Raw genomic sequence first — 12,148 nt, 5'->3', positions numbered from 1 at the left:
TGATGCTATCCTTGATTTTGTTGTCGGATACTGACCCGTTCTTCTCCCTCATCCACTTCCGAGAGATAAACCGAAACCACTTCCGCCCGGGAGGTGGGAACATTTTTGCCGACATAGTCGGGGCGGATCGGCAGTTCGCGATGCCCGCGGTCAATGAGGACAGCCAATTGAATCATCTGCGGCCGTCCCCGGTCGATCAAAGCATCCATGGCGGCCCGAACCGTTCTTCCCGTAAACAAAACATCGTCGACCAAAATCACTTTTTTTCCGTTGATGTCCGGGATGTTGGTTTCCCGCACTTCGGGTTGATCATTTTTTTCCGTCAAATCATCGCGATAAAGCGTGATATCCAACTCACCGCAAGGAAGGGATTTTCCCTCAATCTGATGGATCCGTTCTTTCAGCCGGTCAGCCAGATAAATCCCTCTGGTTTTAATCCCGATCAGAACGCAGTCATCCACGCCTTTATTCCGCTCCAAAATTTCATGTGCAATTCGGGTTAACGCCCGGCGAATCGCTGCTTCATCCAAGATCACTTTTTCCTTTCCCATGCTTTCAAGAACTCCCTTCTTTGATTTCGGCGGCACAAAAAAAGTCTTTGTCTTGCCAGACGGCAGACAAAGACCTCCTGAAAAAGGGCATACCAACCCTTTTTTACATTTCCGTGCCCTTGCCAGCCTCACTGGACTGGATTTAAAGGTTCCTTTTCACTTATCTGTATCATACCGGTTGGTTTTGTGATTGTCAACAAAACGGCTGCTTTAATGCCTTGTAAATTTTTCTCATATCCTCCGGCCACTCCGCTTCCAAACGGATACGCCGGCCCGTTCTCGGGTGCGTAAAGCCGAGCACTTGTGCATGCAGGGCTTGCCCCTCAATCGCATAGGGATTTTTCTTCGGACCGTAGACCGGATCCCCAATGAGCGGATGCCCGATATATTTCATATGTACCCGAATCTGGTGCGTCCGGCCCGTTTCCAGCCGGCACTCCACCCATGTCGCCTGTTGAAATCGTTCCCGCACAAAAAAATGCGTCACCGCCGGTTTGCTGTTTTGAGAGATCACAGCCATTCGCTGACGGTGTTTGGGATCCCTTCCGATGGGGGCATCCACTGTGCCGTGATCGTGCGGAATCACGCCATGGCAAAAAGCAACATACACCCGCTCAACCGAATGCTCCTTCAATTGTGCCGCCAACGACTGGTGTGCCAGATCATTTTTAGCCACCATCAACAACCCGGAGGTGTCCTTGTCAATGCGATGAACGATTCCGGGGCGGGCAACCCCTCCAATCCCCGACAGTTCATCCCCGCAATGGGCCAAAAGCGCATGAACCAACGTTCCCGAATTGTTTCCCGGTCCCGGATGCACCACCATCCCCCGGGGTTTATTCACCACAATGACATCCTCATCTTCATAACGGATGTCCAAGGGAATCGGTTCCGGGCGGATTTCGGCCTCTGTGACCGGCGGGACATTGAGGGTGACCACATCCCCTTGCTTCAAACGGTAATTTCCTTTTTTATTTTTTCCGTTCACCCAAGCCAATTGGGCACGGATCCATTCTTGAACCCGTGCACGCGACCATTCTTCATTTTTTTGGGGAAGGAATTTGTCTAACCGCTCCCCGTCTGCAGAATCATCGATTGTCCATTCATAATGCTCCATGTTTTCCCATGACTCGTTCATTGCGTGTCCCTCACTTTGGTTAAAGGCTCTTTTTCTGCCGCGGGACTGGCAAAAGTCAACACCACGAGCAGAAAAACGCCGACCACGATCGATGAATCCGCAAGATTAAAGATCGGAAATTGATAAGCACCGAATTGGAAATGCAGGAAATCCACCACTTCTCCCAACCGGATCCGGTCGATCAAATTGCCGGCGGCACCGCCCAAAATCAGGGAAAACGCCGTCGGCATCCATGGGTTTTTTTCATCTTTGACCTGCCATAAGTAATAAACCACAAAGCCAATGACAATCAGCGTGATGGAGACAAACAGCCAAATTTTATCCTGCAAAATGCCAAATGCGGCTCCCCGGTTCCGGTGCGAGGTCAGATAGAAAAAACCGTCAATCACCGGAATCGATTCATACAGATTCATTTTATGTTCAACGAGCCATTTTGTGGTTTGATCCGATAAAAGAATGAGTAACGCAATCAAATAATATCTCAAGAGTCCTCCTCCTGTCCCCCACCGTCGATAATCCTTTTATCCCTCCGATTGTAGCACAGGCCGGAGTCTTCTCACAAGCTTACGACAACGGGTCGTCTTCCCGTTCTTCCCGCTCTTTTTGAGCATAGGCATCATTGTGGGTGATTTCTGTGATCTCATCCGTTTTCCCGGATAAATCCGTAATCGAAAACCCTTCCGTCAAGTCGACATACCCCCGGTGCTCATGCGAATCAATCATCAACTCATTATAATTTCTTCCTTCCACAAAAAAATCCGGGGGATTGGAAGTGCCGTACTGTTCCACATCCTGCCAGGCATCTTCTCCATCGTAAAAATTCTTGTCACTTTGGTCCTGATTGCGTCCGCCGGAATCCATCACTTTTTCTTCCGCCGGACGCCTGATGGAGGAATGTTGCTCCGGATGGTGATTCACGCAATACTCTGTGGTCGGCACCGCTTCCAACCGGTCTTCCGCGATTTCTTGGCCGCAAACTTTGCAGATCCCGTAGGTTCCCTGATTCATCCTCTCAAGCGCCTTGTCAATTTCCTTCAACCGGCGCTCATCATTTTCATTCAGGGCCAAATCTTTGCCCCGCTCGAAAATCTCCGTCCCCAAATCGGCCGGGTGGTTATCATAACCGGACAATTCGCCGATCGATCCGTTCATGCTTTGATCCATGCTGTATGAATCGTTTTGTTTCAACCGTTTTTCAATTTGGCTTTTTTCCTGTTCCAATTTTTGACGCAGCCTTTGTTGGACAACCGGATTTGCCACTTTACATTTCACCTCCTGTTTGATGGAGTCAGCAATATCTTCTCCGCCTGACCTCCTTTTCATGTATCCCATCCGTTGACGATTTGATAATTTCGAATAAACGCAAATTTATTAAACCCCTTTCTTTTTCACTTTTATACTGTTATGCTTTTGGGTAATAAAGTGGGGTGAAAACATCGAATGAGCCAATTGCAAAGAAAATTACGCCCTCGCCACGTTCAAATGATTGCCTTGGGAGGCGCAATCGGAGCGGGAATTTTTCAGGGCAGTGCAGAAACGATCCAATCCGCCGGCCCCGGGGTACTGATCGCTTATCTGATCGCCGGAGTTTTGTTGTTTATCGTGATGGGATCGCTTGCGGAAATGGCGCTGGCCAACAAAGGATTGGACATAAGGGGACTCATTTATAAAGCATTGGGATACCAAGTTTCATTTGTGGTCGGTTGGATTTATTTCATCATGTGGATTTTGGTGATGGCCGTGGAAATCGTGGCCGCCGGAACCTTTTTGCATTACTGGTTTACCGGCCTTCCGGTCTGGCTGCTCAGCTTTATGGTCGCTTTGGTGCTGGTCGGTTTAAACCTTTTGAGTGTCGGCCTGTTCGGAGAAGTGGAATTTTGGTTGACCGGCATCAAAGTGTTCACACTGATGGCTTTTGTCATTTTGGGTTCCGGATTGATGTTTGGATGGTTTCCGACGGAAAATCCGCCGTATCTCACCCATCTGACGGCACACGGAGGTTTCTTGCCCCTCGGATGGAAAGGCGTGATTTCCTCCCTTTTGATTGTAATCTTCTCCTATGGTGGAACCGAAATGATCGGGCTCACCATCACCGAAATGAAAGATCCGGAAAAATCCTTGCCCAAAGTGATTAAAGATATCATTATCCGGATTTGCCTGTTCTATGTATTGCCATTGTTTATCATCATGGGACTGGTGCCCTGGAATCAGGTCGGCGAGGCAGGAAGCCCGTTTGTCACCGTCTTTTCCGCTTTGGAATTAAAAGGCGTGGCGCACATCATGAATTTTATCCTGCTGATCGCCGTGACCTCGGCAGCCAACACCGGGATTTACTCCAGCTCCCGGGTGCTGTATTCGTTGGCAAAACAAAAAGAGGCCCCTGCGATTTTCAGCCGGTTGAACAAAAACGGCGTGCCCATTTACAGCCTCATTCTGTGCGCCGGTAGCCTGCTTCTGGGGTCGGTTGTCGCCATGGCGGCTGAAGAGAGCGTGTTTCAATATCTGATGGGAATTCCGGGTTACACCACCATCATGCTTTGGATCATCATTTGCCTTTCTCAGTTGAAATTGCGGAAGCAATACAAGGAAAAACCTTTTTTCCAAATTCCTTTATACCCGTATTTGACAGGTTTCACCCTGGCCGTATTGTCAGTGATTTTCATCACACTGTTGCTGAATCCGGATAACATTATTAACAGCATGGTCTTCCTGTCCATGATGATCGTACTGTTTTGCGCGGCCCGGTTCAAATCGGGCCTTGCGGATCAGCCGTTGCCCGACTCTTCTTCTTGATTTTACGCACGACAAATCCAAAGCCCCCTTCTCTTTATTGAGAAGGGGGCTTTGATTTGTTGCGTTTTCTGTTTTATTCGCTCAAATCGACACCCAATTTTTTCACAATGGTGGCACAGCGCGAGCACAGATGCGGATGGTCGGCATCTTGACCCACAGTCGGGGAAATCACCCAACAGCGCTCGCATTTTTCTCCTTCCGCCGTACGAACCGTCACTTTCACCTTCTCCTCCGCCGTCACTTCAGAAGAAGCTTCGTTCAGGACGACATCGGAGACAATAAACAGTTGATCCAAATGATCTGTCGACCTGAGCAACTCCCCGGCTTCCGGATTCGGTGTGATTTCGACAGTCGCTCCCAGCGAGTTTCCGATTAATTTTTCGGCCCGCGCTTCTTCCAGCGCTTTTAAGACCACATCGCGGATGGTCAACAATTCATCCCATTTTTTCTCTAAAGCTTCGTCATACCAATCTTCTCTTGCAACCGGGAAATCACAAAGTTGCACACTGATTTCACGATCGCCCGGAATGTATTTCCAGACTTCCTCCGTCGTATGCGGCAGGATGGGGTTGATGATTTTCACCAGTGTCAGCAAGACTTCATACAACACGGTTTGTGCCGAACGGCGCACTTCCGAATCCGTGGGCAATACATACAGCCGGTCTTTTAACACATCCAGGTAGAACTGGCTTAAAAACACCGTGCAGAAATGGTGGATGTCATAGTATACTTGGTGAAAATCATATTCATCATAAGAGTTGCTCACCCGCTCGACCAGACGATTCAGCTTGATGAGCGCATAACGGTCCAATTCGGTCAGTTCATTCAGAGCCAAACGATCCGAATCGGGATCAAATCCGTTCAAGTTGCCCAGCAAAAAGCGGAACGTGTTCCGGATTTTCCGGTAAGCTTCGGCTGTTTGTTTCAAGATGGCATCCGAAATCCGCACATCAGCCTGATAATCCGAAGAAGCCACCCACAGGCGCAAGATATCCGCACCATATTGTTGGATCACTTTGGCCGGGGCAATCACGTTCCCCAGGGACTTGGACATTTTCCGCCCTTCTCCGTCCAAGGTAAATCCGTGGCTCAGCACTTCTTTATATGGAGCTTGCCCTTTGGTTGCCACGGCGGTGGACAGAGACGAGTTAAACCAGCCTCGATATTGGTCTGATCCTTCCAAATACATGTCCGCCGGCCATTGCAAGTTTTCCCGTCCTCCCAAAACCGCACGATGACTGCTGCCGGAATCAAACCACACATCCATCGTATCGGTTTCTTTGCGGAACTTGTCATGACCGCATTCGGAACAGGTGGAATTTGGCGGCATCAATTCTTCAACCGGTTTTTCATACCAGACTGAAGAGCCCCGTTCTTTAAACAGATTGGCAATATAATCAATGGTTTCATCGGTCACATGAGGATGGCCGCATTTGGTGCAATAAAAGATCGGCAAAGGGACGCCCCAAATCCGCTGCCGCGAGATACACCAATCTCCACGGTCGGCAATCATGTTGTGAAGGCGGATTTCTCCCCAGGACGGTGTCCATTTGACTTTCCGGATCTCTTCCAACATTGCTTCACGGAATCCGTCAATCGAAGCAAACCATTGTTCGGTCGCCCGGAAAATGACCGGTTTTTTGGTCCGCCAGTCATGGGGATATTGGTGGGTGATAAAGCCCAATTTTAATAAGTAACCGGCTTCCTCCAGCTTTTCCGTCACTTTTTTGTTGGCATCGTCATAGAACAATCCTTCAAAGCCGGGAGCTTGCTCCGTCATGCGCCCTTTCTCATCCACCGGGCAAAGCACTCCCAAATTGTATTTTTGTCCGACATAAAAGTCCTCTTCCCCGTGTCCCGGAGCCGTATGAACACAACCGGTCCCTGCATCCAAAGTGACATGATCTCCAAAGATGACGGGACTTTCCCGGTCATACAGCGGATGCCGGCAAATGACGCCTTCCAGCTCTTTCCCTTTAAAAGTTGACAGCACCCGGTAATCGGAAATGCCGGCCTCTTCCATCACTTTCTCCAACAATGCTTTGGCGACCACCAGTTTGCGTCCATTCGCCTCAACCAGGTTGTATTCAAAATCCTCATGCAAAGCAACGGCCAGGTTGGCGGGAATCGTCCAAGGCGTGGTGGTCCAGATCACCACATAGGTGTTGTCATCCGAAAGCACATCATTGCCCCGTTTCACCGGGAACAAAACATAAATGGACGGCGAGCGTTTATCACGGTATTCAATTTCCGCTTCGGCCAGTGCCGTCTCGGAAGACGGGGACCAGTAAATGGCTTTTTGCCCGCGATAAATATAACCCTTTTTCAACATTTCCCCGAACACACGGATCTGTTCGGCTTCATATTCCGGTTTCAACGTAATATAAGGGTTGTCCCAGTCTCCCCGGACCCCCAGGCGTTTGAATTGTTCTTTTTGTTTATTGACAAAGGATAAAGCATACTCTTTGCACATTTCCCGGAATTTGACCGGATCCACGTTTTTCCGGTCCACTTTTTTCTTGCTGACGATGGCATGCTCAATCGGCAAACCGTGGGTATCCCAACCGGGAATGTAAGGAGCATAATATCCCTTCATCGATTTATACCGGATAATGAAATCTTTGAGAATTTTGTTCAGAGCATGCCCGATGTGCAAATCCCCGTTGGCATAAGGAGGGCCGTCATGCAGAATAAAGGAATTGGCTCCTTTTCTTTTTTCCAGCACTTGCTGATAAATGTCGATCTCATCCCACCATTTTTGCATTTCCGGTTCACGGTTGGGCAAGTTCCCGCGCATTGGAAAATCGGTTTTCGGCAGGTTTAATGTTTGACGGTAGTCCGGCATGTGTGATCACTCCTTTATCCTTTCTAAAAACATAAAAAAACCTTCTGCATCCTCTAGGGACGAGAAGGTTTCCCGCGGTACCACCCTACTGGCTTCGTATCCTTGAATTGGAGACAAAACCTCTCAACCATCCTTAACGTGGATGACGCGGTCGACCTTACTCCAATTTCAGGTGACAGTTCCAGGGTGATTTTCGATAGAAACTCGGATTAGGCTTACACCATCCCTAATTCGCTGCAAACACGAGTTTACCTATCTACTCTTCCCTTTCTTTACCATTAGCCCTGATTCTCTTTTGCTGATCTCCCAGAACATCGGCGTGTCCATTAAAACATGGCTTTCTTCTTCAGTTTTCTGGATGTTCTGCGCAACTCGCGGCGTGGTTCTTCTTCTTCATAATAAGAAGAAGCGGCGACTTCGTCCATGACGGCATTATCTTCGACATTGTTCATGTTATTGAAATCCTGGAATTCCTGCGTGTTGAAATCTTGGTACTCTTGGGTGTTGAAATCCTGATACTCCTGGGTGTTGAAGTCTTTATACTCCTGGGTGTTTTGATCCATCAACATCTCCCGGGATTGATCCTGTTCCGCATATTGTTCAAGTTTCTTACCTTGCTCTTCCAAACCGGACTCCAACTCTTCCAAAGATTCCCAATCGGAGTTTTCCAGAATGTCCAGATGCGATTGCACCAGTGTGCGGAAACGTGCACGGTAGACGGTGGCTTTTTGTTTCAAATCAAGCAGCTCGCTGTGGATGGCACGGGCCTTTTGCAATGCTTCGTTGATGATCCGGTCGGCATTTTTCTCTGCTTCCTGAACAATCAACTCGGCTTCTTTCTTGGCGTTTAAGCGAACTTCCTCGGCCACTTCCTGAGCCACACGGATCGACTTGTGAATGCTTTGTTCCATCGAGCTCAATGCTTGAGGCGACGGATGCTGAACAGGCTCCGGATAACGTTGCATCGGTTGCGGTGCCGGTGCCGGCGCCGGCGGTTGTGCGGCTTGCTGCTGTTGTTGCATTTGCTGCGGCCCGGTTTGGAACATGGACTCGTCTTCCATCAAACGCTCAATCTCTGCCTGTAACTCTTCCACTTGTTGTTCCAGTTCCAGTTTTTCCCGTGTGAGCAGTTCGAAATCTTTAATAATCTGGTCAAGAAAATCGTTCACTTCATCAACATCATATCCACGGAAAGATCTTTTAAACTCTTTATTGTGTATATCTAAAGGTGTTAATGGCATCTTTCGCACCTCCTGAAAAAATTGCACGCATTCTTATTCTACAAAATGAAAAAACGTCCTTCCGAAAGCCTGCAAAAATCCATCCGGGCTCCCATCAATGATAAGTACTCAGTTTTATCCATATTCTTCCTTTTTTGCTATGTCCCTCAATACTTTCTACAGCCAAACGTCCAAATCCTCTTAGTGAAATCAAGTCGCCCGGCGCCACCGGATAATCCGGTTGATCCACTAATTTCCAATTCACTTTGCACTTACCGCTTTTCACCATGGACGCAGCCTTTGTTCTAGAGACCCGATAACCTTCTGATATTACTGCATCGACACGCATCGAGGCCACAGAAGCCGTCCGGATCTTTCCGTTTCTTTCGGGAAGAGTCAGTTCCGCGCGATTAATCTTCCTTATACTAACACGATGGCGTCCGACTTGTCCAATACCCAAAAAAATATATTCCGCCATCTCGCCGGCAACGATAATATCACATCCTTTTGCGTGTGGCAGGATGTCCCCCAGCATGTTCCGTTTGATTCCCAAACCCGTCAAAGCTCCCAATACATCACGGTGTTTCAGTTCTTTTGAATCTTTTGTTTCAAGTCTGTAAAAAACCAAATCCGTCCATTCCGGATTTTCCCCGTAATAATCGGGAGCAATCAAAGCGCGCTTTCGCTCTGCTTCCGGATACCCGCCATCCAGACAGAAGAGAAGAGCCGGCTCCCTTTTGACAACCGACGTCAGAATAAACTGCTCTCTCGGATCCAAAAATGGAGTGACAACGAATTGGTTTTTGTCGGATGCGCGGTGCACATAGTCCAAAGAACGTTCCACAAAAGGGCGTTCTTCCGGACGAAAATGCATAAAAATATTCTCTTTTGACATCACAGAATTATAGCACCCAACCGATAATTGTATAAACGCCTAATTCTACGAAATGCAAAACAAAAAGCGCCACGATGGGGGAGATGTCAATCATCCCGCCGATCGGTGGAATGAAGCGGCGAAACACACTCAAATACGGTTCGGAAACTTTCGCGAGAAAAACGCCCACCGGAGTGTCCCTGAAATTGGGAAACCACGAAGACAAAACATAAATGATGAGCACAATCGAATAGATATTGAAAAACTGGTTCACGATGGAGTAAATCATTTTTTCCACTTCACCTCAAATTTTTTGCCTCTTCCTCTTTGAACAGATCTGTGATCGATCCCTGGATATCCACATTCGCCGGTGTGCAAATAAAGATATTTTCACCCAGTTTTTGAATGTTTCCTCCCAAAGCATAGACGGTACCGCTTAAAAAGTCGATGATCCGCACCCCTTGTTCGCGGCGGACCATTTGCAGGTTGACAACCACAGGGCGGTGGCTTTTCAAGTGATCCGCAATTTCCGGCGACTCTTCATATGCGCGCGGTTCAAATAATACCATACGAATGTTTTTTTGTGTATGGAGCGAAACCACATTGTTTCGTCCCTTCGGACTGGAAGTTCCTTGCTCTTCTTCCGTTTCTTCGTACAAATCCTCATCGGTCACGCCGAAAAAACCCATAATCCGATCCATGAATGTCATTAGGAAATCGCCTCCCGACACAAAGGCTAGCCACCCCGTTTTTCACCCCCAATCAAAACAGAGCCCAATCGCACCCAAGTCGCTCCTTCTTCGATGGCAATTTCAAAATCTTGGGACATGCCCATGGATAAATGAGGTACTTGCAAACGGGGATGGTTTAACCGTTGTAATTTTCCTTGCAATCGTTTTAATTCACGAAAGACAGGCCTCACTTCTTCGGGGTTGTCCGCAATGGGTGCCATGGTCATCAGGCCGGTGATGTCAATGGTGTTTAAATTCGCCACCTCACGGGCAAATTCTTCTAATTCTTGAGGAGAAATTCCATATTTTGATTCTTCTCCCGAGACATTGACTTGCAAAAAACAACGTTGCGGCGGATATCCGCCTTGCAAAACCCGTTTGTTGATTTCTTCCGCGAGGGAAAAACGGTCCAGCGAGTGGATATAGGAAAACTTGCCAACCACATCTTTTGCTTTCCGCCGTTGCAAATGGCCAATAAAATGCCAAGTTCCCCGGTCCTTTAACTCCTCCCATTTGGGAAGGGCGTTTTGCACCCGGTTTTCGCCGACATGCTCCAACCCCAGGTCCAATATGTTTTTAGTCGCTTCTGTATCTAAATATTTAGTGACCGCAAGCACATGAACCTCCTTTGGATCCCGGCAGGAACGCTGACACGCCTGCTCGATTCGTTGTTTCACTTTTTCCCACCGGTTAGCAAATTCGTTCATTCCGATCCCCTTTCCTTCTTTCCGATGTATGCAACCATTCGTCCGGTTTCTCCCTGATCGCGACGATGGGAATAAAAATAATCTTTATCACAGCTTGTACAAAATCGGGACAAAAGGATATGTCGCGGATGGACGCCGGCTTTTTCCAAAATTTTAGCATTGGCTTTTTTCAAATCCAGTTGCCAGCGGCCCCGTCCCCGACTTACTGCGACTTCATTTACGGCTTCTTCATCAGACAATATGTTTTCCAGCGGCCGGTATACCCGTTCATCCACTTCATAACAACAGGAGCCGATCGACGGACCAATCACGACACGGATTTTTCCGGGATCTGCTCCAAGCGATTGCAAACGTCTGACCATTTTTGAACCGATTCCCCCGACCGTTCCTTTCCAACCGGCATGCGCAATCCCGATCCAATCGACATCGGGGGCATAAAAATAAAGCGGAACACAATCGGCAAAGTAGGCCGCCAACAAGATTCCGGTTTCGTTTGTCACCATACCGTCGGTGTCTTGGAAAGCGGTTTTCCGCGCGTCTTTTCCATATCCCCGGTGTTTCTCTTCCACCGTTTCGATATGGACACCATGGATCTGTTCGCCGCAAGTCCAGGCGGAAAAAGGCATCTGAAGCACAGAAGACAGTTCTTTCCGGTTGGATACGACTTGTTTTGGTTGATCACCGACATGAAGTGCGTAATTTCGGCAAAATTTATCTTCTCTGTGATCTTTGGCGCTAAAACCCACGGTCAGATGAGGAAATGCGTTTTCCCATGCATCCACCGTAAAATAAGGCACGCCACTTTTCTGTTGATAACGAAAAGGCTCCATATACACCCTCCCTTCCAACCATATTACCATATCTTCACACCGGAACAAACCGATTAACGGTACTCATCACCGTCCGGTAACATGGAATGGGAAGGGGGTGCCATCGGGGAGGAGCGGCCGCTGTCCAACCGGACCAAAATCACATCCGAACCGATTTTTACAATGTGACGCCATGGAATCACCCACTCATGCCCCCCGGAAACCAGCCCGAACCATCTCGTTTCCCCGGGAACCACAATGGCTTGGATCACGCCTTTTTGCATATCCAACTCCAAATCATAAATTTGTCCCAACTTGCGCCCGTCTGCAATATTCACCACATCTTTTTCCTGCAACTCGGATATTTTCATGGGAAGATGCCCTCCGTTTGCCATTTCATTTTTATTATATATATGTAAACAGGCTGGAAAATGTAATTGGGACATCCCTTTTTTAAGTGGAACTTTTTCCGTAACAAAG

The 12,148-nt window shown here is 48.1% G+C and carries 13 protein-coding genes and 1 other annotated feature; of the genes, 1 reads left to right on the top strand and 12 read right to left on the bottom strand.

Annotation, left to right across the window (positions count from 1 at the left end):
* Positions 1-5: 5 nt before the first annotated feature.
* The 4 genes from pyrR to NYE37_RS06190 all read right to left on the bottom strand — a co-directional run bounded on the left by pyrR (position 6) and on the right by NYE37_RS06190 (position 3,012).
* Positions 6-551, bottom strand: a complete 546-nt coding sequence (gene pyrR / locus NYE37_RS06205; RefSeq protein ID WP_037995129.1) for a bifunctional pyr operon transcriptional regulator/uracil phosphoribosyltransferase PyrR — start codon at positions 549-551, stop codon at positions 6-8.
* A 193-nt stretch (positions 552-744) separates the two neighbouring features.
* Positions 745-1,668: an RluA family pseudouridine synthase gene (locus tag NYE37_RS06200; RefSeq protein ID WP_121874252.1), complete on the bottom strand. Its 924-nt coding sequence runs from the start codon at positions 1,666-1,668 to the stop codon at positions 745-747.
* Between the two features lie 17 nt (positions 1,669-1,685).
* A complete protein-coding gene (lspA, locus tag NYE37_RS06195) occupies positions 1,686-2,174 on the bottom strand; it encodes a signal peptidase II (RefSeq protein WP_049720281.1) in 489 nt (162 codons plus the stop codon).
* 79 nt (positions 2,175-2,253) lie between these two features.
* Positions 2,254-3,012 carry a TraR/DksA C4-type zinc finger protein gene (locus tag NYE37_RS06190; protein ID WP_049720282.1) on the bottom strand — a complete coding sequence of 253 codons (759 nt, stop codon included), beginning with the start codon at positions 3,010-3,012 and terminating at the stop codon, positions 2,254-2,256.
* 117 nt (positions 3,013-3,129) lie between these two features.
* Here NYE37_RS06190 and NYE37_RS06185 point away from each other — a divergent pair, with 117 nt between their 5' ends.
* Positions 3,130-4,482: an amino acid permease gene (locus NYE37_RS06185; protein ID WP_049720283.1), complete on the top strand. Its 1,353-nt coding sequence runs from the start codon at positions 3,130-3,132 to the stop codon at positions 4,480-4,482.
* Positions 4,483-4,555: 73 nt separating this feature from the next.
* On the opposite strand, the gene ileS is transcribed toward NYE37_RS06185, so the two are convergent.
* From ileS to NYE37_RS06145, 8 genes are all read right to left on the bottom strand, one after another.
* Entirely contained in the window at positions 4,556-7,327 is a 2,772-nt protein-coding gene (gene ileS / locus NYE37_RS06180; protein ID WP_049720284.1) for an isoleucine--tRNA ligase, read from the bottom strand.
* 52 nt (positions 7,328-7,379) lie between these two features.
* Positions 7,380-7,609 (bottom strand) — a binding site (T-box leader).
* Positions 7,610-7,653: 44 nt separating this feature from the next.
* Positions 7,654-8,568, bottom strand: a complete 915-nt coding sequence (locus NYE37_RS06175) for a DivIVA domain-containing protein (RefSeq protein ID WP_049720285.1) — start codon at positions 8,566-8,568, stop codon at positions 7,654-7,656.
* 94 nt (positions 8,569-8,662) lie between these two features.
* Complete coding sequence (locus tag NYE37_RS06170; protein ID WP_049720286.1) at positions 8,663-9,421, bottom strand: YlmH family RNA-binding protein; 759 nt, start codon at positions 9,419-9,421, stop codon at positions 8,663-8,665.
* Positions 9,422-9,449: 28 nt separating this feature from the next.
* Entirely contained in the window at positions 9,450-9,710 is a 261-nt protein-coding gene (locus NYE37_RS06165; protein WP_037995137.1) for a YggT family protein, read from the bottom strand.
* A gap of 10 nt (positions 9,711-9,720) precedes the next feature.
* Positions 9,721-10,131, bottom strand: a complete 411-nt coding sequence (locus tag NYE37_RS06160) for a cell division protein SepF (RefSeq protein WP_037994942.1) — start codon at positions 10,129-10,131, stop codon at positions 9,721-9,723.
* A 26-nt stretch (positions 10,132-10,157) separates the two neighbouring features.
* A complete protein-coding gene (locus NYE37_RS06155; RefSeq protein WP_340711877.1) occupies positions 10,158-10,859 on the bottom strand; it encodes a YggS family pyridoxal phosphate-dependent enzyme in 702 nt (233 codons plus the stop codon).
* Complete coding sequence (gene pgeF, locus NYE37_RS06150; protein ID WP_037994946.1) at positions 10,856-11,689, bottom strand: peptidoglycan editing factor PgeF; 834 nt, start codon at positions 11,687-11,689, stop codon at positions 10,856-10,858. Before pgeF ends, NYE37_RS06155 begins: the two co-directional genes overlap by 4 nt.
* Positions 11,690-11,742: 53 nt before the next feature.
* Positions 11,743-12,039 carry a YlmC/YmxH family sporulation protein gene (locus NYE37_RS06145; RefSeq protein WP_049720287.1) on the bottom strand — a complete coding sequence of 99 codons (297 nt, stop codon included), beginning with the start codon at positions 12,037-12,039 and terminating at the stop codon, positions 11,743-11,745.
* Positions 12,040-12,148 lie beyond the last annotated feature (109 nt).

Origin of the sequence: Thermoactinomyces sp. FSL K6-2592 (assembly GCF_038006465.1) — a bacterium.
In the GTDB taxonomy this organism is placed as follows: Bacteria; Bacillota; Bacilli; order Thermoactinomycetales; family Thermoactinomycetaceae; genus Thermoactinomyces; species Thermoactinomyces vulgaris.
The sequence above is the reverse complement of the archived record's forward strand: the minus strand, read 5'-3'. Positions and strand labels throughout refer to the sequence as shown.